Genomic DNA, 23,597 nt, shown 5'->3' with positions numbered 1-23,597 from the left:
GGCGAGCCGCCTGCTGCACCGGGTGGGGTATTGTAGGGCGCTATGGCTGGAATGATTCTGAAGGAAGATGTGGAGAAGGTGCGCGCCGCCGCGGACCTGTACGACATCGTGTCTGCGTCCGTGACGCTCAAGCCTTCGGGAACCGGCACCTACGTAGGGCTGTGCCCCTTCCATGACGAGAAGACGCCAAGCTTCTCGGTGCGGCCGTCGCTGGGCGTCTGGCACTGTTTCGGCTGCGGGCTGGGCGGCGACGTGTTCGGCTACGTCGAGCAGCAGGAGAACATCGACTTTCGCGAGGCCGTGGAGTTGCTGGCCGACAAATACCATATCGAGCTGCATTACGAGGCTGGGTCGGGCCGCGAGGAGCATTCCGGCTCGAAGCGCACGCGGCTGCTGGATGCGAACGAGGAGGCGCAGCGCTTCTTCGTCTCGCAGATCATGAGCAAGGAGGCGCTCGCGGCCCGCAAGCTGCTTGGCGGCCGTAATTTCAGCCAGGCCGACTGCGAACGCTTCGGCTGCGGGTACGCGCCGCAGGGCTGGGACAATCTCGTGCGCTATTTGGCCGCCAAAGGCTTCACCCAGCAGGAGATGCTGGACGCCGGGCTCGCGCGACAAGGCCAGCGCGGCGTCTACGACTACTTCCGCGGGCGGGCGACCTGGCCTATCCGTGACTCGACCGGGCGCACGCTGGGCTTCGGCGCACGAAAGCTCTATGACGATGATACGATCGGCGCGAAATACATCAACACCCCGGACACGCAGCTCTACCGCAAAACGCAGGTGCTCTACGGCATCGACCTGGCCAAATCCGCCATCGTCAAGAAGCGCCAGGCGGTTATCGTCGAAGGCTACACGGATGTGATGGCCTGTCATTTGGCCGGCATCGACACCGCCGTGGCGACCTGCGGCACCGCCTTCGGCGCGGAGCACGCCAAGATCGTGCGCCGGCTCATCTCCGACGATTCGCTCGGGGCCGTGCAGCTCATCGGGCCGCTCAACGTAGAAGGGCAGTCGCTCAGCTCGCGCATCGTATTCACTTTCGACGGCGATGCGGCGGGGCAGAAGGCGGCGCTGCATGCCTTCGCGCTTGATTCTGCGTTCCTCTCGCAGACCTTCGTGGCGGTCGCCGACGGCAACCTCGACCCCTGCGACCTGCGTTTGGAGCAGGGCAACGAGGCGGTGAGCTCGCTCATCGAGCATGCGAAGCCGCTGTATGATTTCGTGATCGACGCCGCCATCGCGCGCTTCGACACGTCGTACACGACCGGCCAGATGGGCGCGGTCAAGGCCACGGCCCCGCTGATCGCGCAGATACGCGACCGCTCGCTGCTGGACATCTACACGCGCAAGGCGACGCGCCGCATCGGCGTGGACCTCGACATCATGCGCCGCGAGGTCAATGCCGCACGTCGGCAGCTCAACGTGCGCGACGATGACGCCTATGCGCCGAAACGACGCTTCGGCGGCGCGGCCTCGGGCGGCGGCATGGGCGGCTCAGGCGCTTCCGGCGGTTTTGCGGGGCGCGGGGAGCGCGGCGAGGATCCGTATGCGAATCCGGCCCGCCGCAAGGCGCTCGAACGCCGCGACGCCAACGAGCAGACCTACTACCGCATCGACGACGCCGTGTTCATCTGCGAGCAGCAGTTCATGGCCACGCTCATTCAGGTGCCCCGCGCCATCGACCGCGCGTGGTTCGCGCAATTGAGCCTGTCGAACTTCATGACTTTGGTGTTCCGCTCGCTGTTCCAGGCGGTGGCTGCCGCAGGCGGACTGCCGAGTGACGACACGCCGCAGGGTTTGTGGATTCACAACCTCACCAAGGCTGGCGGGCCGCTGCTTGAGCAGGTCATCAACGAGCTGGCCGTCATGCCGCTGCCTTTGCCGCCCAACCCTCGCGACACAGCCAATTCATCGGCTCAGAACGGCCAGAATGCCCAGAACGGCCAAGCCGCGCCTGTGCAGCTGCGTGCGCCCAGCCCGGCTGAACGGCGCTATGCCTCCGAGCTTTTGGCTCGGCTGCTCGATATAGGCTTCATGCGACGCATCGGTGCCGCCAAGCGCAAAATGTCGCAGCTGCCCGACGGCGAGGAGAAGATCACGCTGCTGGGCGACATCACCACGATGGAAACCGCCCGCAAGGACCTGCAGACGCAGGTCTATGGCAACGTGGCCTAGCAGCTCTGGGAAACGAACGCTTGGTCAACATGGCGCAATGGGCCAAACCGATGGCAGAACCGGAACGCCGCTGAAAATCACCGCTGAAAATCACCGCTGAAAATCAAGTACTAGGCACTTTTTTCGTCTATTAGGCACATGCGCGAAGTACACACCTACCATGTTGTCCCGTAAACCTTGCAATTGCGCCATTTCTAGTCGCATGGAATTGCCTCGGAACGCCGCTTGCGAACGGTTCCATGGGAAATCTGCCTAATAGATGATGGCCACGCCCGAGTTTCGCCCGGCACGGCCCTCGTCTACTCCTCGTAAGCTCCCAACGGCCCGATCGACAGCGCGTCGTCATGGGTGCGGCCGGAGTGGATGGCGTCGTTGATGCCGGCGACCTGGGTTTCGTCAACGTCGTAGACACGTCCGTCAAGCGCGGACACAGGGATGACCCAGCCGCCGTGCGTGATGAACAGCCGGTCGGCTTCGCGCAGCTGATCGATGGGCAGTTTTGAGTACTTGATATCCAAGCCTTCCTGCCGTGCCCAGGCGAACATCTCGCGCTGCGAGGTGCCGTTGAGGATGCCGATGCGCGGGTCGGGGGTGATGAGGCTGTCGCCGTACTGCGCCACGATCGACGAATTCGGGCATTCGAGCGTGAAACCGTCGGCGGTATAGGTCACCGCGTCATTAACTCCACGCCGCCGGCATTCGCGATGCATCGCCTGATTGACTGCGTAGCTCAGGGTCTTCGCGCCGTTGAGCAGCCACGGCGCACGCGCGGTGACATCGCTGGCATAGCCTCGGCTGAGCGAGGTCAGCGTGATCGGGGCGGTATCGTGCAGCGTGCCACGCCCGTCCAGGAACATCCACACGCTGGGCGTGCCGTAGTTCGTTTTGCCGATGCCGGTGTCAGGGTCCATGCCGCGCGACACGAGAATGCGCAGCAAAGGGGCCGGCTCGGGATCGTCGTACTGCGCGATGACCTCGTTGATCGCCGCGACGAACGCCTGATGATTCGGCTGGGGCATGTCCATCAGCCGCGCTGAATTCGACAGCCGCTTGAGATGGTTCTCCAGGGAAATCGGGTAGCCGTGCCACACTGTGGTCGCCTCGAACACGCCGTCGCCGCGCAGCACGCTCAGATCGAAGGGCGACACGCAGCGGTAATGCGGATCGACGATGCGAATCAGATTCTTGTCAGAATCGGTCGGGGAAGTGCGCTCCGGCGCGAACAGGTCCTTGCCGCCAACACCCAGAATGATCGAGTCCATGATGCTCCTTTTCCATTGGATTCAAGCACAAGATAACGCATCGACATTACCGGTGCGCTCCTTGGCGCGTATCGGCGCGCAACCAACGCAGCCAAGTCGCGAACACCTGCGTGCTGAGCGGCTACGGGGCCGCTGCCGCGCGACACGGTTAACACATGTTTCGACAATGGTAATCCGCGTTTAACCTCTTGCGCTTACCGTGGAATGCAGTGCGACGCGGAAGGAGACCAGCCGCCCGCATGCGCACGAAATCTCGATTCGAAGGACGGATAAGCCGCATGGAACACATCTCGCTCGACGCTTCAGCTTCGCCCGCCCAGGCCCGCCGCGCTTTCAGGGACGGGCAGGCGCGCCCGACCTGCGGCATCGCCCGCGGATACGCGCAGGCGAATATGATCAGCCTGCCGAAGGAGTACGCCTTCGACTTCCTGCTGTTCGCCCAGCGCAATCCGAAGCCCTGCCCCATTCTGGAGGTGCTCGACGCGGGATCATACGAGCCGAAGATCGCTCCGGGGGCCGACATCCGCACCGACATCGGACGCTACCGCATATGGCGAGACGGCGAGCTGGCCGACACCTGTGACGACATCCGCGATGTTTGGGACGAGCATGACGATCTGGTCACCTTCCTGATCGGCTGCAGCTTCACCTTCGAATTCCCACTGATGGACGCAGGCATCCCAGTGCGTCATATTATTGCCGGTGCCAACGTGCCGATGTACGACACCTCGATTCGCTGCGCCGACGCGGGCCGGTTCAGCTCCACTATGGTCGTCTCGATGCGCGGCATCCAGCCGAGCCAAGTGGCCCAGGCCGCGCGGATTTCAGGCCGCTATCCGGGCGTCCACGGGGCCCCGGTATGGGTGGGCGACCCGGCAGGCATCGGCATCGGCGACATCGCCCATCCCGATTACGGCGACGCGCCTGTTCTCGAACCGGGAGACATCCCCATGTTCTGGGCGTGCGGCGTCACCCCGCAGGCCGCGGTCATGGCCTCGCGTCCGCCCTTCGCCATAACCCATGCGCCGGGGTACATGTTCATCACCGATGTTCCCGATCGCCAGTACATGGCGTAGCAGTGCATAAGACACAGCGGCATATGGCACAGCGGTATATGACACAGGTGCATAATCGCAGCTGAGGCGTGGCGTATCAGGCAGCGCACGGTCACCGGCAATCACACGCAGCCTCGCAAATATCGACATTGGAATCATCGACGGTATGGATCATCGACAACACAGGGAGGATGGCACAGTAATGGTTTTCGACGAGGACGACAGCGCTTCCGGTTCCGCCCGCGCGGCACGCAGCGGTCCCAGCGGCGCCGGCGCGAAGAGCGTCGACCTGAACAGCGATATGGGGGAGAGCTTCGGCCGCTGGACGCTCGGTGACGACAAGGCCCTGCTCGATGTGGTGACCAGTGCGAACATCGCCTGCGGATTCCATGCGGGCGACCCCGCAGGGATCCTGCGCACGGCGTCTCAAGCCGCAGCCAACCATGTGTGCATCGGCGCTCACGTGGCCTACCGCGACCTTTCCGGATTCGGACGGCGTTTTCTCGATGAGCAGCCGGGAGATCTCAAGGCCGACGTCATCTACCAGATCGCGGCGCTCGAAGGCATCGCCGCAAGCGTGGGAGCCAGCGTGTCATACGTCAAGCCGCACGGGGCGCTGTACAACCGCATCGCCGTGGACGAAACGCAGGCTCGTGCCGTCGTCGACGCCATCATGACCGTCGACTCGTCGCTGGGATTGCTCACTTTGCCCGGCTCGGTCGTTGGCCTCATCGCCGCCGATGCCGGGCTGCGCGTCTTTAGCGAGGCCTTCGCCGACCGCGCCTACATGCCTGACGGCCGACTGGTCCCGCGCTCGCAATCCGGCGCGGTCATCCATGACGTGGGCGAGGTGGCCGATCGTATCGCGAAGCTCGTTGCCGGCGGCACCATCGAGGCCATCGATGGGACGATGATCCGTATCGACGCCGACTCCATCTGCGTGCACGGCGACAGTCCCAGCGCCGTGGATATGGCGCGGGCGGTGCGCGAGCGCTTGGAATCGAACGGCGTCGCATTGTCATCGTTCGCGGGTGAGGGCCGGCCATGCGCTTCCTGAACGTCGGCACCTCGGCGCTGCTCGTAGAACTCGATGCCGGAGACGCGCACGATGTCATGAGCCTGTTCGATGCCATCTCCCAGCGGCAGCGCGAAGGCGACTCCTGCCTGGCGCGGCTTACTGAAATCGTGCCGGCCGCACGCACGCTGCTCGTGCGCTTCGAGCCGCTGGAAGTCTCGCGCATGTCGATCGAGCATGCAATCCGCGATCTGCGCAGCGATAAGCCCCAATCGGCCCGCGAGAGCCGCACCGTCGATGTGCCGGTCATCTACGATGGCGAGGATTTGGACGCGGTCGCCGCCATGCTGGGCATCTCTCCGCAGCAGCTGGTCGAGCGGCATACGTCATGTTCGTGGACGGCGGCCTTCGTCGGCTTCGCGCCAGGATTCGCGTATTTGACGGGCGACGACCCGTTGTTCAATGTGCCACGCCGCCAAGAACCGCGGCTGCGCGTGCCGGCGGGTTCTGTCGGACTCGCCGGCGCGTACAGCGGCGTCTATCCGCGCGCGAGTTCGGGCGGCTGGCAGCTGATCGGCTTCACGCCAGTCGCGCTGTGGGATGAGCGGCATGACCCGCCGGCGCTGATACAGCCGGGCGACAGCGTTCGATTCTGCGTATCCCATGAGCGAATCGGCGCCGTTGGCGGCAGCAATCGCAGTGCGGCGGATGGGACCGATGCAGACGCCGATTCGTCTGCCGCAGCGAATCGCGTCGGCATCGCCGCTCGACAGGGCCGACAGGGCCAGCAGACGACTCGGCGACGGGCCGGATCTGCGCCAACGCCAGTGCTCGTACATGGTCTGCGCGTGGTACGGCCCGGTGCCTTCGCCATATTCGAGGATGACGGCCGCACGGCTGCGAGCATGGGCGTGACCGCCTCCGGCGCGGCGGACCCGACGGCATTGCATCGGGCCAATGCGCTTGTCGGCAATCCTGCCGGCACGCCGGCAATCGAAATCGCCGGCGGAGGGGCATGCTTCGCCGCCATAGGTGAGGCAGTGGTCGCGCTGGCGGGTGCGCGGGCGCCGATCATCATCTGCGGGAAGGACGGCTCCTTTACTGCCATAGCGCGTCAGGAGGCGTTCATCCTGAACGATGGCGACAGCGTGGAGCTGGGGACTCTGCGCGACGGATTGCGTGACTATCTTGCCGTGCAGGGCGGCTTTGCGGTCGAGCAAGTGCTGGGCAGCGCTTCCGGCGACACGATGTCGCATATCGGCCCCGGACCGATTCGCGCCGATGATTTTCTTGGCTTTACCGACGAGCCTCACACGATAACCGGGCACGGCGTCGACTGGTCGCGCCTGCCGGCACGCGGATCGGTCACCGAACTGACCGCGGCACTCGGGCCGCGCGACGACTGGTTCACCGCGCAGGCCATCGATGACTTGCTTGGCCAATGCTGGAGCGTGACGACGCGCTCCGATCGTGTCGGGCTGCGGCTGAATGCCGAACGACCGTTGGAGCGGATCGTGACAAGGGAGCTGGACAGCGAAGGCACGGTGGCTGGAGCCATCGAGGTGCCCGGCAATGGCCAGCCGGTGCTGTTCCTGCGCGACCATCCAGTGACTGGTGGCTACCCGGTGATCGCCGTGCTCGACCCGGATTCGCTGGCGCTCGCGGGCCAATTGCCAGCGGGTGCGCTGGTGCGGTTCCGAGTGCCGGGCCGTGACCCGGGTACTGCCGCGGATGGCGCCGCAGACAGTGTTTCAGTCAGCATGGGTGTCGAAGGCGATGGGATGGACACCGCTGGAATGAATACCGATGCGATGAACGCAGATCGGGCCGGCGTCGATCGGCTCGATGCCGACCCGCACGGCGCTGATTGCAACGGCGCTGAACGGACAGGCAACCAGCAGGATATTCAGCAGACTGATAGGCAACAAGCAAAGAAGGCGGCATGATGCAGCGGATTGTAATAGCCAATCGTGGGGAGATCGCCGTGCGCATCATCCATGCCTGCCACGACGACGGGCGCACGGCGATCGCCGTATACGCCGACGACGATGCGGATGCGCTATTCGTCAATCTAGCCGACGAGGCCTACGCCCTGCATGGCCGCAGCTCGCAGCAGACCTACCTGAGCATTGAGGCGATCATGCGCGTCGCCCGCGAAGCCAAGGCCGACGCGGTGCATCCGGGCTACGGCTTCCTCTCGGAGAACGCCGATTTTGCGCAGGCGGTAATCGACGCCGGCATGATATGGATAGGTCCGAGTCCAGACGCGATTCGAGCGCTGGGCGACAAGGTGCAGGCCCGCGCCATCGCCGCCGAGGTCGGGGCGCCTATGGCTCCCGGCACCACGGCTCCGGTGCATGACCCCGCCGAAGTCGTGGATTTCGCCAAGGAATACGGGCTGCCGCTGGCGATCAAAGCCGTACATGGCGGCGGCGGACGGGGGCTCAAGGTCGTGCGCCGGCTCGACGAGGTACGCGAGGCGTTTGCGACAGCGACCCATGAGGCCGAACTCGCCTTCGGCAATGGCGACTGCTTCATCGAGCGTTTTCTGGACCGGCCGCGCCATGTGGAGGTGCAGGTGCTTGGCGACGCCTGCGGCACCGTGATCGCCGTAGGCACGAGGGATTGCTCGCTGCAGCGGCGCAACCAGAAGCTCATCGAAGAGGCTCCTGCGCCGTTCCTGAGCGATGAAACGACCGCGCGTCTTGAGGATGCCGCCGTGGCGATCTGCTCGCAAGTCGGCTACGTGGGCGCTGGCACGGTGGAATTCCTCGTCGCCGACGACGGGACGATGTCCTTCATGGAAGTGAACACGCGCATCCAGGTCGAGCATCCGGTCACCGAAATGGTCAGCGGCATCGATTTGGTCCGCGAGCAGCTGCGCATCGCCGAAGGCGGGTCGCTCGCCGGCCTGCGACCGGATACGCGCGGGCATGCGATCGAATGCCGCATCAACGCGGAGGATCCCGCTCGGGGTTTCGTGCCGTTCCCCGGCGTCATCAGCGCATTGCGCTCGCCGAGCGGACCCGGCGTGCGATTCGACACCGGTATCGCCGCGGGTTCGAAAATCCCGGATCAGTTCGATTCGATGCTCGCCAAGCTCATCGTCCACGCTGGCACCCGTGTCGAGTGCATCAGACGCATGCGGCACGCTCTTGACGAGCTGCATATCGAAGGCGTGCCCACCGTCGTGCCATTCGACAAAGCCGTGTTGCGCGAACCCGACTTCGCCGACGAGGGGCGCTTCAGCGTCTACACCCGGTGGATTGAAGAGGCGTTCCTGCCGCGCACCGCATCCGAGTCGCTTGACGGCGGGACTCCGGGCACGCGCGCGGACAGCGAAGCCGTGACGCGCACCTGGATTGAACTCGATGGCAGGCGCGTCGAACTCGGCCTGCCCGCACAGTTGGGTGCGCAGCTGAATGCGCTTGCGGCATCGGCTGGCGGGCGTGGTGATGCGCCGGATTCAACCGCGAGTCATGGCTGCGACGGCCAGGCGAGCAATGACGCGCAGAATGCCCAATCTGACGATGCCATTGTCTCCCCGCTCGCCGGTACGGTGGTCCGTTGGCTGGTTGAGGACGGGGCGAGCGTGGATGAGGACGAGCCCGTCGTCGTCATCGAAGCCATGAAGATGGAGACGCAGGTCGCTGCTTCCCGTGCCGGCGTGCTGCGCAGTCAGGCGGCGGCGGGAGATTTCGTCGAATTCGGCCAGCAGTTGGGTGAGGTGCTATGAACAACGGCCACTATGCGCACGAGGACGTCGCTCGCGAAGAGGATGCCCGCGAAGGAGCCGCCCGCGAAGGCAAGGCTTTCAAGGGCAGTGTTCTCAATAGCGGTATCTTCAAAAACAGCGGTGCCAAAAACAATGCGCCCAGCAAGGCGGTGCGCAGCGGCAAAGGGAATGGCATCCGGCTCCTGTGGGCGTCGTTGGGCGTGTGGCGGCGTTATCGCAATGTGACCGGCATCCAGACCATGGCCGCCCACGATGTGGGACGCGGCAGCGAGACGCTCATGACCTTCGTGAAGGGCGATCTGTTCCGGGCCGCACGCTGGCTCTCCGCAGGCGCCAGACGTAAGGCGCTGGTCGTGACCGGGTTCTACATCCCGCATGCCCGGTACCCGGCCGCTGAAACCGATGGCCCCGCAGGGGCTGTGGAGCTGTGCTCCGCGCTGCGCTCCATAGGGGGAGACGCTTGGCTGGTCAGCGATGCATGGTGCGAGCCGGTGGTCGCTGCGGCGGCGCACGGCACGCTGCCTGACGACCATGTGCTCATCGCTCCCGGGGGTGAGCGTTTCGCCGCGTGGCTGGAGTCCGTTACGACGTTGGTGCGGGCGCGATCCATCGACACGGTCATATTCATCGAACGCGTCGGTCCGTCGCTCGATGGCATACCGAGGAATATGCGCGGCATGGACATCCTCGAGTGGACGGCCCCGCTCAGCCGCCTGGCTTCGCTTGGCCTGCATACGATCGGCATCGGCGACGGCGGCAATGAGATAGGCATGGGTCGCATCGCGCGATTCGCCATCGAAGGCGCCGTCGCGGACGGTACGCATATCGCCTGTAGTGTCGCCACGCGCGAGCTCATCGTGGCGGGCACCTCGAACTGGGGAGGCCATGCGCTGGTGTGCGCGATGTATTCTTTGGGCTGCCGCCGTCTCGAAGCGATTCTGGACGAGGCGTGGCATCGCGATCTGCTCGCTCGAATCGCTGCGGCCGGCGGGCTGGACGGGGTGACGCTGCGCAACACTCCCACCGTTGACGGCCTGAACGAGGAGCGCTATTACGCTCAGATACGGGCCATGTCGCATCGTGCCCGAATTCGCCGAGATACGGGTATCTGAGTCCACGCCGCTAAGCGGTCTCAGGAGATTGGCGCTAAGGATGCTCGGCAGACATTTGCACGCCCGTGGTGCGCTTATGCTGCCGAACTGCTGAATTGCCGAACTGCCGAACTGCTAAACCGTCGTGTCGCGGGCCATATCGTTGCGGCATTGACGCAATCGGTCAGAAGGCGGCAATGCCGATCGTCGATGCAGATTGCAATCAGCTCAGATAATATCGCGTGGCCCGCGAGTGACCGACCCTGCGAATCTTGCCCTGCCTGGTCAGACTACGCAGCAGATAGGCTGTTTGGTTGCGGCTCAGGCCCAACTGCATTTCGAGATCCTTGCGCACTAAGGCAACGCCGTTGCTCGCCATGAGATGCAGCGTCACTTCCTCGAGCATTTGCACGACATAGGAATGGGGCGGCTCGAGCGGCTGCTCCTCGGGCGTCGCCCCGGTGCCGAGCACCAGCGTGGAAAGCGGGGCGACGCCGATTACTCTGGCGCCGACCAGAGCCTGCGCGTGATCCTGCGTGATGTAGGGCCGCAGCTCGGGGAATGCGTAGCGCTTGGCCGCGGGCTCGGTACGCTGATGCTCGTCATCGTCGCCGCCGTCGTGTCCTTCGTTCTCCTCATTCCACGACTCGTCGTCGAGCACCGGCACGGGGAGGACCATCGCCACGGAGGAGGGACCGACGCGCAACTGCGGGCTGGCCGAGCTGGTGGCGTATGCGTCCATGATGCGCGGGATGCCCGTGCCATAGTTCTCGCCGATTCCCAATGCAGTGGATATCGGCACAAGCCAAGCATTGCGCGGCTGGCAGATGCCGTTGAGCAGATCGTTGATCTGCAGGCCGCGGACGAGGCCGCCCAGCGAGACGATCTCGATGCGATTGGAGAAGACGTTGACGAGAATCGGCCCCGAATACTCGTAATCGCGATGCAGCACGGCGTTGACCAGCGATTCGTGCAGCGCCGCCTCGGGCCACTGGCCGTCGATATTATGCAGCGTGAGGAAATGCGCGGCATCGTTGATCTGGCGCAGCGCCGAGCCGCGGATTTCAACGCGGTCCTTGAGTTGCGTTTTGGTGTCTCCAGCGAAAACCGCGCATTTCACAGCAAAAGGGTTCTGATCGGAGAGCAGCAGCGCCGCTCCGGTGAACGCGCCCTGGGCGTCATGCAGATGGAGGCCGTCCTGATCGAATTCATCCCAGGCCAAGCCCGCCGTGGCGAAGGTCTGCTGCATATAGGTGAAAGTGAGGTTCTTCTCGCCGCACGGGCGATGATCGAATGGGGCGAAAGCCGCCGCGGACTTACCTGCAGTCTGTCCAAGCGCACTGCCGTTTGCGCTGTCGCCATGTGGCGTTTCCCTATGCATCCCCATGTGCCCATGGTATCCATGCGATAAGACACGATGCATTATTCATCGCATTTCATCGCATTGTGACGATTATTGCACCATGGAATCATCGGATTCGCGTCAGCCGTGGGCTACTCGGTCATTGCATTGAACGTGTCATCGCATCGAAATCGTCATTGTTATCGAAGGACATTGCTTTGAAGGCCGTCACGTTGAAGGCCGTCGCGTCGAAGTTCGCCATGTATTGGAAATCGCAGCGTAGTGAAAGTCACGACATCAGCATATTCAGCACTGCGGCCGCTTCGCGATGGTGGGGTCGCTGCCCCAATACGCGCCCGAGCCGATGTGCTTCGGCGCGTCGGGCACGTTCAGCTGCTTGCGCCGTTCGCGCCAGTTCTGCGCGGTGAGCGCGAGCACATCCTCGTCCCGGATTTCGCCGAGCGAGGGGAAGGAGTTGTCGTATTCGGTGTGGTCGTAAGCGAATCCGCAATGTTCCAGCAGAATGCGCGAACGGGTGTTGTCCAGAAAATGACGGGCGTATACGGTGCTGAGGCCCAGATTCTCGAAGCCGTGGCGCAGCATCGCCCTAAGCGCCTCCGGCATGAAGCCGCGGCCCCAGTGCGGCTCGCCCAGCCAGAATCCCACTTCGCGGCAGGCAGCCGGATCGCCGCCGTCCGGAAGCTTCTGGGCGGCGGGCAGCGGCTTGAACGCGATGGATCCGATAGGCAGGCCGGTCCGCTTGAGAATGATCGCGAAGCACTCCGGATCGGGCGCCTGGACCTTGTCGTGGTAGCTGCGGCACTCCTCGATGTCGTCATAAGGCGCCCAGCCGCTGGCTCTGGTGACGTCCGGATTGGTGGCGTAGGAGTATTGCGCGGAAATCTCGATTTCGTTCCCGACCTGCCAGCGGCGCAGGATCAGTCTGGGCGTATGCAGCATGTCCGATTCGTCACAGGCGTTTTCATTCATACCTATACGTTATAGCAGAGCCTCGGAGCGTGTGCGGCCGAAAGCGTTCGTGGCGGGACGTCCGGCGCTGTTCGCGCGGCGGTTGCGCCGTGATCGCGTCAGTGCCGGAGCCGCCAAGCGAAGCGATGATACGGAGGTGCTGCTAAAGTGTCGTTTCGTTGTTTGGCCCCGTAGCTCAGTTGGATAGAGCAGGAAACTTCTAATTTCAAGGTCGCCGGTTCGAATCCGGCCGGGGTCACTTACCGGCGTATGGGTTCGCTGAGATAGCAACAAGATAGCAATAGGCTCCGGGGAAGCAAGTTCCTCGGAGCCTATTTATGAATGCCGTGGCGCTCGACGCGCCGGCAGAAATCAGGCATTTGGCCTTTTGCCGTGATTGGCGGCCTTCTTACGGCGATCCTTGCGCTTGCGTCCGCGCATACCCATGATGGACTCCTTTACTCAACGTTTGTTAGCCTAGGGGATTATCGCACACCCGCACGACGTTGACAAGGCGGACGACTTTTCATTAGCCGATGCGCATCGGCATGGTCTGCGATGCCTGCAAGGTCGAGTTCCCCGAGCCGTCAACGCTGCTCGGCGTGAATGAGCAGCGACGTGGACGCCGTATCTCCCGGCTCGATGGCGATGAGATCCTTGCCGGTGTTGAAGGCGTTCGCATACGCGGTCTGCGGTTCGATCGCCACGCCGGAAGGATGCTTGAACGCCGGGAAGCCGGTTCCGGTGCACACTTGGAAGGAGGTGATGCTCTCATCACCGACGACCTGTACCGCCAGCCCGTCAGGGCGCTCGAACTCGGCGGTCGTCGTGCCATCGGCAGCGTGGTGCAGATCGGTCCACGCGTCGTCATAGGGCTGCTGGGTGAGCAGCTGGCCTTCGCGCAGATCGTATTTCGTGCCGTCCACTGGCTCGGTCCCGGTGGGCAGCAGACGCTCGTCGACGGTCACATGCGTGTCGCCGGGAATCGTCACGCGGCACTGGGCGTTGAACCCATCGATCTCGTCGCCATAGCCGTCGAATCCGTTGGCGAACCACGGGTGCAGCCCGAAGGCCCATGGGGCACGCTGCTTACCATGGTTCGCGGCGGTGATGCGCAGATGCAGGCCGTCGTCCGTTAGGCGATAATCGGCGGTGACGAGGAGATAGAAGGGGTATCCGGATATCTGCGGAACGCGCCATGAAAGCGTCACCCGGTCGTCCTCAAGCGTTTCAAGCTCCCAGTACGAGCGATAGCCGTAGCCGTGGATGGCGTTGCGACGCTCGATCTCGTCGATGGAGAGCTGGTAGGTCGTGCCGCCGAAGGTGTATGCGCCGTCGGCGATGCGGTTAGGGAAGGGGATGAGCACCCGCCCGTTGCTGCATGGCGCGGTCTCGTCGGCCGGCCATGAGCAGACGACCTCCTTGCTTTGGTAGGCGAGTTCGCGCAGCGATGCGCCGAGCTCGGTGACCACTGCGACGTAGTCGCCATGCTTCAAGGAAAATTGCCGGCCCGAGCGAGGAGGCAGGTTAGCGGATGGCATGATCGCATCTCCCATATCGTTGTGGAAAGCCCGCGGCGAATCGTTGCCGCGAGCCATGATGATTGACAGTGCCACTCTACTGCGAGCAATGGTCTTACCGGTGTTTCCGCTTGCGCCTCGTGGTGACGCATCACCACGAGACGACGGCTCATCATAAGCGGACAGCGGATGGTGAATTCATCGGATAGCGGAGCCGCTGCATGGTGGTGAAGTTATTGCCGTATTTGCTTGCTGCGGCAGCGCTCCTCACCACGTGGCGATGGAAGCGGTTGCAGCGCGCAGCAGCGTGACGAGATCTGCAGGGTTGACCGAGACATCGAGTCCGCGCTTGCCGCCCGACACCAGTATGGAATCGAAATTCAGCGCGCTTTCGTCAAGCACGGTGCGATGCCGGGTGCGCTGGCCAAACGGCGAAATGCCGCCGAGCACGTAGCCGCTTTCGCGCTGCGCCGCATCCGGGTCGGCCATGGCGGCCTTCTTCGCGCCGACTGCCGCGGCCAGCGCTTTGAGATCGAGATGCCCGCTGACCGGCACGATGCCGATCACGCGCTCGCTGCCGGTATCGGCCATCAGCGTCTTGAAGATCTGATGCGGGTCGAGTCCGAGCCGTTGCGCGGCCTCGATGCCGTATCCCTCGTCCATATGATCGGAGGAGTGCTCGTATTCGTAGGTTTCGAAAGGCACCCCGGCTTTGCGCAGCTGTGCGATGGCGGGCGTGCCTCCTTTGGCAGCTGTGCCGTTGGTCCCCTCGTCTTTACCGCCCGTTGCGTGCTTGCTTCGTTTCGACATGCTTTCGTTGTATCGCATAGAGACGATATTTGAGCCGTGCAGCTGCTCGCGTCGCGCATGACGACGCCTCCGCGGGTTTTCCCGGCCTTTGCCATCCTTAGCGGCCGGCTTAGAAATCGGATTGCGGCTATACCAAGGGCTTAACGCTGCAGTTCTGCCGCTAACGGCTGGTTTAGAGATTTTATAGTCCATTTTTGTAGCGCCAGCCTATGGATGCCGCTGTAGAACGGACGCCAAGCATCACGGCGTCGCGGTAACTCGATAACGGTGGACGGCGGAAACGACTTTGCCCCTGCCGGGCAAAGAGCATAATGCTCAAAGCCCGGCAGGGGCAAAGCGGCAAACTGAATACGCCTATGGCCAGCCAGCTAGCGATGACGCGGACGAGCCGCGATCACTCACTTGGAGACTTCGGCGAACTTCATCAGCGTGCGGATCATGTTGCAGGTGAAGCCGTTCTCGTTGTCATAGAAGGCAACGGTGCGCACCAAGGTGACGCCGTCGACCTCGTTGACAGCGGTCTGCGTCGGATCGAAGACGCCGCCGTGGGTGTCGCCGATGATGTCGGAGGTCACGATGCCGTCGGCATTGTAGCCGTAGGTTTCAGAATCCGAGAAGGCCTTCTTGAAGACCTCGTTGATCTCGTCGGCGGTCGCGGACTTCTCCAGCACGGAAGTCAGCTCGGTGACGGAGCCGTCAGGGACGGCGACGCGCTGAGCGTGGCCCTGCAGCTTGCCCTGCACGGAGGGGACTACCTTGCCGATGGCCTTGGCGGCGCCGGTGGAGTGCTCGATCGTGTTGACGGCGGCGGCGCGGTTGGCGCGGCCCGTCTTGGAGCGAGGCCCATCGAGGATCATCTGGGTGCCGGTGTAGGCGTGGATGGTGGTCATGAAGCCGGCCTTGATGCCGAAGCTGTCGTCCAGCGTCTTGACCATGGCGGCCAAGGAGTTGGTGGTGCAGGAGCCTGCGGACACGATGTTGTCATCGGCCGTCAGGATATCGTCGTTCACGCCAGCCACGACGGTCGGAGTGGTGTCGTCCTTCGCCGGAGCGGAGATGAGCACCTTCTTGGCGCCGGCGTCCAGGTGAGCCTGGGACTTCTCGGCGGAGGTGTAGAAGCCGGTGCACTCGAGCACGAACTCGACGCCGTCGTTCTTCACCCACGCCAAGTTGCGGGCGTCGCGCTCGGCGTAGACCGTGTAGGACTTGCCGTCCACCACGATGGCGGTGTCGGTGGAAGTCACATCGTATGCCGTTCCGTCATCATGACGGAAGGATCCCTGGGTGCTGTCGTACTTGAGCAGGTAGGCGAGCATGGACGGGGTGGTCAGATCGTTGATGGCTGCAACCTCGATGTCACCGGCCTGTCCACCACGCTCCTGGAGCTTGAGGATACGGCGGAACGCGAGACGCCCGATACGGCCAAAGCCGTTGATACCAATCTTCACTGTCATAAATTTACTCCCTTAGGGATCAGGCTCGGGCGCGCGCCTGCGCGCCCCGGCCATTGTTTACCAACGGTCTCTACTCTATCCCGCCGTGTGTACTTGCCAGTGACGTGCGCCACACCTCGGGCGCGAATCCGACCAAAATGGCGTGAGCGGTCACAATGATCGGGCGTTTGACGAGCATGCCGTCGGTGGCAAGCAGCTCCAGCGCTTCGTCGTCGCTCATTGAAGGCAGCTTGTCTTTCAGCCCCAGCGCACGGTAGACCTGCCCGGAGGTGTTGAAGAAACGGCGGATCGGCAGGCCGCTGGCATGGTACCAGGCAGCGAGTTCGGTTGTGGTGGGGTTGTCGGTTTTGATATCGCGCTCGGTGAATTCGATATCGTGCTCGCCCAGCCAGCGCCGCGCCCTGGCGCAGGTCGAGCAGCGCGAATAGCAGATGAACAGCGGTATGTCGGCGTTGCGTTCGGTCATGGAACCTCCTGGTTTAATGGTTGAATGCGCGATTCGTGAACTGGTCGGCCAGAATCGGCGAGATTTCGGTGTCGAGCGGCCCCAGATCGCCAGAGAATTCCCGGTAGCGCGTAATCGCCGGCATGGGCGTGGCGATGGGGAAGGTGACGATAAGCGTGCCGTCATGCACGTTGATCGCGCTGGCAATGCCCGGCAGGAACTCGTTGCTCACGCCCTGCACGACGCTGTTGGTCAGGGTCGCGTGCCGCAGCTGATATTTCAGCCCCGGCTCGTTCACGTCGTGCGCCGAATCCGACTGCGCGAACACCGACACCATGCCGCCTGGCATCGCGGCATGCGCCTGAAAGGCGAGCTCGCTGTCGGTGATGGCGGTGACGATGGCGCCGTCGCCATACAGGAATCCGACGCCGCCATGCTGGGCCAGCAGCCCCATGAGCTGGATGTTGGCGATGGTATGGTCGATTCTGCCCCCCAACCCGCCGAGAATATGGAATTCGCGTGCTCCGCGATTCCAGCCGACTTTCAGCGCGGAGAGCATATCGGGGTCGTCCTTGAGCGCCGGAAGCCGCAGCGTGCGCCCGTCATCGGGTATGCCGCCCTGCACGGAATCGAAATCGCCGATCACGATATCAGCGGCGACATCGGCGGCCCGCGCATGGTCGAGCCCGGCATCAGCTGCGATTACCAACGGATGGGGAGCCGGAGCGGCTGCGCCCGCCGACCCATGAGAATTATCGTCATGCGTATCATCGATGGTTTCGCGAGCGATTTCATGCCGGCCGCCCTTGGCTGCGAGCAGCCCCGCGGGCACGCTCGGCATCGCCCCGTAATATTGCCCTGCTGCGAAGATGACGCATACCCGATTCTCTTGGCTCATGGCTGCCACTCTAGCCCACATGCTAAAGCAAACGCGAGCCCCTGCCCGCATTCACACCAGTCTGATAGGCTCGCGATACGCTTGCTGCAAAGAGGGGATTATGACCACCGCGACCACTACGACGACCCACATACGCCCGATTCTGCGCTCGAAGATGTTCCTGTACGTCACCGAGTTCTTCTCCGGCATGGCCGTGATGGCCGCCGAACTGGGCGCATCGCGCCTGCTTGCGCCGTACTTCTCCAGCTCGCAGATCGTCTGGACCATCATCATCGGCACGATTATGATCGCATTGGCGCTGGGCAGCGTGTGGGGCGGACGCAAGGCCGACCGCGATCCCAACCCCGACAAGCTCTATATGCGCCTGATGATCGCGGCGGTGTGGATAGCGCTTATTCCGCTGTTGGGCAAGTACCTCATCATCGCCGTTTCGGGCCTGCTCGTCGTCACGGTGTCGACGAATTTCCTGGTGATCGCCGCGTTCATCAGCTGCATGCTGATCTTCGTGCCGCCGCTGTTTCTTTTGGGCACCGTGACCCCAGGCCTGGTCAAATTCGCCACCGATTCGCTGGACGACAACGCCTCCGTGGTCGGCCGCTTAAGCGCCTGCAACACCATCGGCTCGATTCTGGGCACCTTCCTGCCGACCTTCGTCACGATTCCGGCGGTCGGCACCTTCGTGACCTTCCTGATATTCTCCGGCCTCCTGCTGGCTCTCGCGCTCACGTATTTCATCGCTTCCAAAGTCCGTCTCGTAGTTAGCGCCATCAGCGCGGTCATCTTCATCGCTTCCGCCATCGCCTCGCCCATGAGCGGCTTCGCCTTCTGGGAACGCGGACTGGCCTACGAAGGCGAGTCGATCTACAACTATCTGCAGGTCAAGAACCTGTCCGACCGCACCATATTGTCGACCAATGTGCTCTTCGGGGTCCAATCGGTGACGATGAAGCAGCCGGGCCTGACCGGCATGTACTACGACACCGCGCTCGCCGCTTCGGCGCTTGCCGATCATGCCGATTCCGCGCTGATTCTCGGCATGGGCACGGGAACCTACGCGCGTCAGCTGCGCCAGTACTATCCCGATATGCGCATCACCGGCGTGGAAATCGACGAGAAGATCACGGCGCTGGCGGGCGAGTATTTCAAGGAGCCGCAGGATATTCCGGTCAGCACCTACGACGGTCGCGCCTGGCTCGCCGCAAGCACAAGCCGCTACGACGTGATCATGGTCGACGCCTACCAGGACATCACGATTCCCTTTCAGATGAGCTCCACCGAGTTCTTCACGATGGTGCGGCAGCATCTCAATCCCGGCGGGGTGATGGTCGTCAATATGAATATGATCTCCGACGGCGAGGGCTCGATCAACGAGGCGCTGACCGGCACCATCGCCAGCGTTTTCGGGCGGCGGAACATATTGACCGCCGACGTGCCCGACACGACCAACCGCGAGCTCTTCGCCAAGACGTCCGGCAAAGGCAGCGGCGCGTCGGATAATGATAATTCGGGCCAAGGCGCCAGCGATAGCGGCATCATCCAGTCCGGCAAATCCGACGCGCTGCAAGCCGTCACCGCCGCGCGCACGCATGATGACGACCTGGAATGGGCGATGGGGGAGGTCGCCGGCCGGCTTGCGCCGCCAGCCCGGTCGCACGACGGCGCGATGATCCTGACCGACGACAGGGCGCCGGTGGAGCTGCTCGGCATGCACGCCATCGACGAGCTTATCGCGCAGCAGGCCGAGCCGTATCGGGAGATTCTGCGCACCGAAGGCATCCAAGGGCTGTTGGAGCTGCAATAAGCCCGTGGATGCGGGAGCTGTGTCGAGGCAAAGTCGCAACGACGACCTGCGGCATGGCAAGCCTGGCAGCATGACGTTTCGTGTGAAGGAGATGGTCGAAATCCCGCCATTAACGTGACGCGGACAATGGCACTGCTAGGCTGAAGGCTGCGAATAGGAAAACCATAGACAGACTTGTATGCTGCGAATGACCCATGCGTTCTATAAGAAGGGACTGTTATGTGCGGAATAGCCGGGTTTGTGAGCGACGCTCCCATTGATGCCAAGGAACGCATTCTCAAGAAGATGACCGACATCATCGCCCATCGCGGGCCGGACAGCGAGGGCCACTGCATCGATGAGCATGCGGCGCTTGGGTTCAGGCGGCTGAGCATCATCGATCTCAAGGGCGGTGACCAGCCGATCTACAACGAGGATCGCACGATGGCCATCACCTTCAACGGCGAGATCTACAACTTCCAGCCGCTGCGCGTGGAGCTTATCAAGTTGGGCCACACTTTCTCCACGAAGGCCGACACCGAAGTGATTCTGCACGGCTACGAGCAGTGGGGCGCCGGCGTGCTGACGAAGCTGCGCGGCATGTTCGCCTTCGTGATCTGGGATTCCAAGACGAACGAGCTGTTCGGCGCGCGCGACCATTTCGGCATCAAGCCGCTGTACTACACCGTGATGAACGGCACCTTCATGTACGCCTCCGAGATCAAAAGCCTGCTGCAGCATCCCGATTTCGTCAAGGAGCTCAATGACAAGGCGCTCAAGCCCTATCTCACTTTCCAGTATCCGGCCATCGAGGAGACCTTCTTCAAAGGCGTGTTCAAGCTCAAAGAGGGGCACTACTTCACCTATCGCGACGGGAACATGGACATCCACGAATATTGGGACACGGCATTCGGCGAGAGCACGCAGGAGCTCGACGCGTTGGTCGACCGCATCGACCATTCGGTGATCGACTCGGTGAAGGCGCATGAAATCGCGGATGTGGAGGTTGGTTCCTTCTTGTCGAGCGGCGTCGATTCCAGCTATGTGGCTGCCATCGCACGGCCCGAGCACACGTATTCGGTCGGTTTCGGCGCGGGCTACAATGAATCGACCCAGGCCAAGGAGCTTGCCGACAAGCTCAAGCTCTCCAACACCGCCGAGATCATCGACGAAGAGGAGGCCTTCTCGTACTTCCCGCAGATTCAATGGCATCTGGACGAGCCTGATTCGAATCCTTCCTGCGTGCCGCTGTTCTTCCTGTCCCAATTGGCCGCCCGGGATCTCAAAGTGGTGCTGAGCGGCGAAGGCGCCGACGAACTGTTCGCCGGCTACGACGATTACGGCCTGCACACCAAGTCGAAGGTCATAGCGGGCGTCACGCGCGCGCTCACCCATCTGCCGGCAAGGGCGCGGCATGCCGTCGCGCATTGGGCGAAGAACAAGACGTTCCACGGCGCGACGCAGCTGTATGCGAATCTCGCGCCCTCCGAAGAGTTCTTCATCGGCCAGGCCAAGGTCTTCGAGGAGAACGAGGCCCAGCAGCTGCTCGCGCCGCGTTATCGCGAGGCTCCCGGCGTCCATGACATCGTCGACAAGACGTATGCGCGCATCAAAGGGCAGGGGCTTTCCGAGATCAAGAAGAAGCAGTACCTCGATATTCACCAGTGGATGCCGGGCGACATTCTGCTCAAGGCCGACAAGCTCACGATGGCGCACTCATTGGAGCTGCGCGTGCCGCTGCTGGACCAGGAATTAATGAAGGTCGCCGAGAAGGTGCCCACCAAGTATCTGATCCGCGATGCGCAGGCCAAATACGCCTTCCGCCGGGCCGCGGCGCGGCACCTGCCCAAGGCCTCGTCCGACCGCACCAAGCTCGGCTTCCCCACGCCGGTCAAGATCTGGCTGGGCGAGGAGAAGTACTACAAGCAGGTCCGCGCGGTGTTCGAACGCGACTACGTACGCGAGTTCTTCGATCAGGACGCGCTGCTGAAGATGCTCGACGACAACTACGAAGGCAAGACGAACGACCGACGCAAGATCTGGACGGTGTACACCTTCCTGACCTGGTACGACGTGTTCTTCGTGCATGACGGCGACAAGCCCGAGCCGCTGTCCGAACGGTAGCGCCGCCGCTGCTCCCGCGAGCGTTTTTTCGCATGCACCCTGTATGCGTCTCGCATGCGTTGCGACGTCTTCGAGTGGGGCAAAGCCGGGCAGCCGACGTGGTCGCCCGGCTTTGTCCGCAGGCATGGTACACTAGTTGATTGGCTTGAGAAATCAAGAAAGTGGGGAGACCCCACCTGGAAGCTTGCTATGGCTTCGGGTTCACGGCATGAGCCGCATGATTCGGCAGGCGGATATGATTCCGAGCTGAGCATGCAGAGGCAAATGGCATCGGGACTGCGCTTATCAGCGCGTTCTGTGCTGAATAGCGCCTGCCTTATGCCATGAATTCGAGCAGCTGCGTTTCCGCCTGGGTCCCATGAGAAGGAACATAAGGATTGGAGTCATTATCAGCGACGAACCACGTATCAACGACGAGATTCGCGTCCCTCAGGTGCGCCTAATCGGGCCGAATGGCGAGCAGGTCGGCGTCATCGCGACCACGGTCGCATTGAATCTGGCCAAGGAAGCGAACCTTGACCTCGTCGAGGTGGCACCGAACGCGAAGCCTCCGGTCGCCAAGCTCATCGACTACGGCAAATTCAAGTACACCGAGAAGATCAAGGCCCGCGAGGCCCGCCGCAATCAGAACACGGCGGAAATCAAGGAGATTCGCTTCCGCCTCAAGATCGACGAGCATGACTTCGAGGTCAAGAAGGGTCATGTGACGCGGTTCCTGAACGGCGGCGACAAGGTCAAGGTCACGATCATGCTGCGCGGGCGCGAGCAGTCACGCCCGATCGGCGGCGTTGAGCTGCTGGAACGCCTGGCCGACGAGGTTGCCGAATACGGCAGCGTCGAATCCTACCCCAAGCAGGAAGGGCGCAACATCATCATGACGCTGACGCCCAAGGCCAAGAAGGTGCACACGCAGTCCGAGCAACGCCGCCGCGGCGCCGAATCGCGCGCCGAGCGCCAGGCTCGCCAGGCCGCACGCTTGGCCGCCAAGAACCATGCGGACGAAGCCGAGAAAACCGCGGCCGAAACGTCGGCAGACCAAGCCTCCGGGCAAACGGCGAAAAAGGCCTGAGCCGGAAGGCCGGATACCGAAAAATGTCACGCCGGAGTTGATTCCCCGGCTGATCAGCGAGTCATCGGATAGTATGCGATGACGAAATATTTGTGCAGTAACCACAAGGAGGGCAGCAATGCCGAAGATGAAAACCAATTCCGCAGCCAAGAAGCGCGTCCGCGTCACCGGCTCGGGCAAGCTCATGCAGGCCGGCAGCGCCATGCGACACAACCTCGAGCACAAGTCCGCGCGCAAGCGTCGCGCCCTGAAGGCCGACCAGGTTCTCGCGCCCGCGCAGAGCAAGAACATGAAGAAGCTGCTCGGCCGCTGAACCGCGACGAGTGTATAGACGCTAGACAAAGAAAGAAGATACTACTATGGCACGTGTCAAGCGCGCAGTGAACGCTCATAAGAAGCGTCGCGTCGTTCTCGAAAGGGCTTCCGGCTACCGCGGCCAGCGCTCTCGCTCCTACCGCAGGGCCAAGGAACAGCTCCTGCATTCATTCAACTACAACTTCCGCGACCGCAAGGCGCGCAAGGGCGACTTCCGCAAGCTGTGGATCCAGCGCATCAACGCTGCCGTCCGCGCCGAAGGCATCACCTACAACCGCTTCATGCAGGGCCTGAAGCTGGCCGACATCGATCTCGACCGTCGCGCTCTGGCCGAGCTGGCCGTCTCCGATCCCGACACCTTCAAGGCGATCGTGGAGCAGGCCAAGGCCGCGCTTCCCGAGGATGTCAACGCCCCGGTCGCTGCCTGATTGCTGATTTCGGCTGGCGGTGTTCGTTTCTGGGCACTGTGTAAATTGGCACTGTGTAATTAATACAGCGCAGCCTGATAAAAACCCCATGATGTGCATGGCATATGTC

20 protein-coding genes and 1 tRNA gene are annotated in these 23,597 nt (G+C 62.8%); 12 read left to right on the top strand and 9 right to left on the bottom strand.

What is annotated here, in order from left to right; all coding sequences use genetic code 11:
* The first annotated feature begins 42 nt into the window (after window positions 1-42).
* Window positions 43-2,175: a DNA primase gene (gene dnaG / locus BISU_RS04085; RefSeq protein WP_024463385.1), complete on the top strand. Its 2,133-nt coding sequence runs from the start codon at window positions 43-45 to the stop codon at window positions 2,173-2,175.
* A 299-nt stretch (window positions 2,176-2,474) separates the two neighbouring features.
* Here dnaG and BISU_RS04080 read toward each other — a convergent pair whose 3' ends face one another.
* On the bottom strand, window positions 2,475-3,437 hold the full coding sequence (locus BISU_RS04080) for an aminodeoxychorismate lyase (protein ID WP_024463384.1): 963 nt from the start codon (window positions 3,435-3,437) through the stop codon (window positions 2,475-2,477).
* Window positions 3,438-3,715: 278 nt separating this feature from the next.
* On the opposite strand from BISU_RS04080, the gene BISU_RS04075 reads away from it, so the two are divergent.
* From BISU_RS04075 to BISU_RS04055, 5 genes are all read left to right on the top strand, one after another.
* Window positions 3,716-4,513 carry a putative hydro-lyase gene (locus BISU_RS04075; protein ID WP_024463383.1) on the top strand — a complete coding sequence of 266 codons (798 nt, stop codon included), beginning with the start codon at window positions 3,716-3,718 and terminating at the stop codon, window positions 4,511-4,513.
* Window positions 4,514-4,658: 145 nt separating this feature from the next.
* Complete coding sequence (locus BISU_RS04070; protein ID WP_226839139.1) at window positions 4,659-5,549, top strand: LamB/YcsF family protein; 891 nt, start codon at window positions 4,659-4,661, stop codon at window positions 5,547-5,549.
* On the top strand, window positions 5,537-7,453 hold the full coding sequence (gene pxpB, locus BISU_RS04065) for a 5-oxoprolinase subunit PxpB (protein WP_024463381.1): 1,917 nt from the start codon (window positions 5,537-5,539) through the stop codon (window positions 7,451-7,453). Before BISU_RS04070 ends, pxpB begins: the two co-directional genes overlap by 13 nt.
* Entirely contained in the window at window positions 7,453-9,243 is a 1,791-nt protein-coding gene (locus tag BISU_RS04060; protein WP_024463380.1) for an acetyl/propionyl/methylcrotonyl-CoA carboxylase subunit alpha, read from the top strand. The genes pxpB and BISU_RS04060 overlap by 1 nt, the downstream gene beginning before the upstream one ends.
* 239 nt (window positions 9,244-9,482) lie before the next feature.
* Complete coding sequence (locus BISU_RS04055; protein WP_051246056.1) at window positions 9,483-10,355, top strand: glutamate cyclase domain-containing protein; 873 nt, start codon at window positions 9,483-9,485, stop codon at window positions 10,353-10,355.
* Window positions 10,356-10,557: 202 nt separating this feature from the next.
* On the opposite strand, the gene BISU_RS04050 is transcribed toward BISU_RS04055, so the two are convergent.
* Window positions 10,558-11,721, bottom strand: coding sequence for an ATP-binding protein (locus BISU_RS04050; protein ID WP_024463378.1), 1,164 nt, complete (start codon window positions 11,719-11,721; stop codon window positions 10,558-10,560).
* 261 nt (window positions 11,722-11,982) lie between these two features.
* Window positions 11,983-12,666, bottom strand: a complete 684-nt coding sequence (locus BISU_RS04045; protein ID WP_081672676.1) for a GNAT family N-acetyltransferase — start codon at window positions 12,664-12,666, stop codon at window positions 11,983-11,985.
* A gap of 164 nt (window positions 12,667-12,830) precedes the next feature.
* Between BISU_RS04045 and BISU_RS04040 the strand changes: the two genes are divergently transcribed.
* Window positions 12,831-12,904, top strand: a tRNA-Arg gene (locus tag BISU_RS04040).
* Window positions 12,905-13,017: 113 nt separating this feature from the next.
* Here the strand turns inward: BISU_RS04040 and BISU_RS13520 are convergent.
* The 6 genes from BISU_RS13520 to BISU_RS04015 all read right to left on the bottom strand — a co-directional run bounded on the left by BISU_RS13520 (window position 13,018) and on the right by BISU_RS04015 (window position 17,772).
* Window positions 13,018-13,092 (bottom strand): 50S ribosomal protein bL37, encoded by a 75-nt coding sequence (locus tag BISU_RS13520; RefSeq protein WP_003817083.1) that lies wholly within the window; start codon window positions 13,090-13,092, stop codon window positions 13,018-13,020.
* A 140-nt stretch (window positions 13,093-13,232) separates the two neighbouring features.
* Window positions 13,233-14,186, bottom strand: a complete 954-nt coding sequence (locus BISU_RS04035; protein ID WP_024463376.1) for an aldose 1-epimerase family protein — start codon at window positions 14,184-14,186, stop codon at window positions 13,233-13,235.
* A gap of 246 nt (window positions 14,187-14,432) precedes the next feature.
* A complete protein-coding gene (gene ybaK, locus BISU_RS04030) occupies window positions 14,433-14,975 on the bottom strand; it encodes a Cys-tRNA(Pro) deacylase (RefSeq protein ID WP_024463375.1) in 543 nt (180 codons plus the stop codon).
* Between the two features lie 398 nt (window positions 14,976-15,373).
* Entirely contained in the window at window positions 15,374-16,429 is a 1,056-nt protein-coding gene (gene gap, locus BISU_RS04025) for a type I glyceraldehyde-3-phosphate dehydrogenase (RefSeq protein WP_024463374.1), read from the bottom strand.
* Between the two features lie 70 nt (window positions 16,430-16,499).
* Window positions 16,500-16,895 carry an arsenate reductase family protein gene (locus BISU_RS04020; RefSeq protein ID WP_033502904.1) on the bottom strand — a complete coding sequence of 132 codons (396 nt, stop codon included), beginning with the start codon at window positions 16,893-16,895 and terminating at the stop codon, window positions 16,500-16,502.
* Between the two features lie 13 nt (window positions 16,896-16,908).
* Complete coding sequence (locus BISU_RS04015) at window positions 16,909-17,772, bottom strand: thiamine diphosphokinase (RefSeq protein WP_024463372.1); 864 nt, start codon at window positions 17,770-17,772, stop codon at window positions 16,909-16,911.
* A gap of 100 nt (window positions 17,773-17,872) precedes the next feature.
* On the opposite strand from BISU_RS04015, the gene BISU_RS04010 reads away from it, so the two are divergent.
* From BISU_RS04010 to rplT, 5 genes are all read left to right on the top strand, one after another.
* Window positions 17,873-19,573 carry a spermidine synthase gene (locus BISU_RS04010; protein WP_033502905.1) on the top strand — a complete coding sequence of 567 codons (1,701 nt, stop codon included), beginning with the start codon at window positions 17,873-17,875 and terminating at the stop codon, window positions 19,571-19,573.
* Between the two features lie 219 nt (window positions 19,574-19,792).
* Complete coding sequence (gene asnB, locus BISU_RS04005) at window positions 19,793-21,676, top strand: asparagine synthase (glutamine-hydrolyzing) (protein WP_024463370.1); 1,884 nt, start codon at window positions 19,793-19,795, stop codon at window positions 21,674-21,676.
* Between the two features lie 370 nt (window positions 21,677-22,046).
* Window positions 22,047-22,745 (top strand): translation initiation factor IF-3, encoded by a 699-nt coding sequence (gene infC / locus BISU_RS04000; RefSeq protein ID WP_024463369.1) that lies wholly within the window; start codon window positions 22,047-22,049, stop codon window positions 22,743-22,745.
* Between the two features lie 118 nt (window positions 22,746-22,863).
* A complete protein-coding gene (rpmI, locus tag BISU_RS03995; RefSeq protein ID WP_024463368.1) occupies window positions 22,864-23,058 on the top strand; it encodes a 50S ribosomal protein L35 in 195 nt (64 codons plus the stop codon).
* A 46-nt stretch (window positions 23,059-23,104) separates the two neighbouring features.
* Window positions 23,105-23,488, top strand: coding sequence for a 50S ribosomal protein L20 (rplT, locus tag BISU_RS03990; RefSeq protein WP_024463367.1), 384 nt, complete (start codon window positions 23,105-23,107; stop codon window positions 23,486-23,488).
* Window positions 23,489-23,597 lie beyond the last annotated feature (109 nt).

It is taken from the genome of Bifidobacterium subtile, assembly GCF_000741775.1.
Classification (GTDB): Bacteria; Actinomycetota; Actinomycetes; order Actinomycetales; family Bifidobacteriaceae; genus Bifidobacterium; species Bifidobacterium subtile.
The sequence above is the reverse complement of the archived record's forward strand: the minus strand, read 5'-3'. Positions and strand labels throughout refer to the sequence as shown.

Coding starts and splice junctions, on each gene's coding strand:
- BISU_RS04015 (WP_024463372.1), bottom strand. CDS start 17,772: ATGAGCCAAGAGAATCGGGTATGCGTCATCTTCGCAGCAGGGCAATAT.
- rpmI (WP_024463368.1), top strand. CDS start 22,864: ATGCCGAAGATGAAAACCAATTCCGCAGCCAAGAAGCGCGTCCGCGTC.
- BISU_RS04045 (WP_081672676.1), bottom strand. CDS start 12,666: ATGAATGAAAACGCCTGTGACGAATCGGACATGCTGCATACGCCCAGA.
- asnB (WP_024463370.1), top strand. CDS start 19,793: ATGTGCGGAATAGCCGGGTTTGTGAGCGACGCTCCCATTGATGCCAAG.
- BISU_RS04070 (WP_226839139.1), top strand. CDS start 4,659: ATGGATCATCGACAACACAGGGAGGATGGCACAGTAATGGTTTTCGAC.
- gap (WP_024463374.1), bottom strand. CDS start 16,429: ATGACAGTGAAGATTGGTATCAACGGCTTTGGCCGTATCGGGCGTCTC.
- pxpB (WP_024463381.1), top strand. CDS start 5,537: ATGCGCTTCCTGAACGTCGGCACCTCGGCGCTGCTCGTAGAACTCGAT.
- BISU_RS04080 (WP_024463384.1), bottom strand. CDS start 3,437: ATGGACTCGATCATTCTGGGTGTTGGCGGCAAGGACCTGTTCGCGCCG.
- ybaK (WP_024463375.1), bottom strand. CDS start 14,975: ATGTCGAAACGAAGCAAGCACGCAACGGGCGGTAAAGACGAGGGGACC.
- rplT (WP_024463367.1), top strand. CDS start 23,105: ATGGCACGTGTCAAGCGCGCAGTGAACGCTCATAAGAAGCGTCGCGTC.
- BISU_RS04055 (WP_051246056.1), top strand. CDS start 9,483: ATGGCCGCCCACGATGTGGGACGCGGCAGCGAGACGCTCATGACCTTC.
- BISU_RS04050 (WP_024463378.1), bottom strand. CDS start 11,721: ATGGGGATGCATAGGGAAACGCCACATGGCGACAGCGCAAACGGCAGT.
- BISU_RS04060 (WP_024463380.1), top strand. CDS start 7,453: ATGCAGCGGATTGTAATAGCCAATCGTGGGGAGATCGCCGTGCGCATC.
- BISU_RS04035 (WP_024463376.1), bottom strand. CDS start 14,186: ATGCCATCCGCTAACCTGCCTCCTCGCTCGGGCCGGCAATTTTCCTTG.
- BISU_RS04075 (WP_024463383.1), top strand. CDS start 3,716: ATGGAACACATCTCGCTCGACGCTTCAGCTTCGCCCGCCCAGGCCCGC.
- BISU_RS04010 (WP_033502905.1), top strand. CDS start 17,873: ATGACCACCGCGACCACTACGACGACCCACATACGCCCGATTCTGCGC.
- dnaG (WP_024463385.1), top strand. CDS start 43: ATGGCTGGAATGATTCTGAAGGAAGATGTGGAGAAGGTGCGCGCCGCC.
- BISU_RS04020 (WP_033502904.1), bottom strand. CDS start 16,895: ATGACCGAACGCAACGCCGACATACCGCTGTTCATCTGCTATTCGCGC.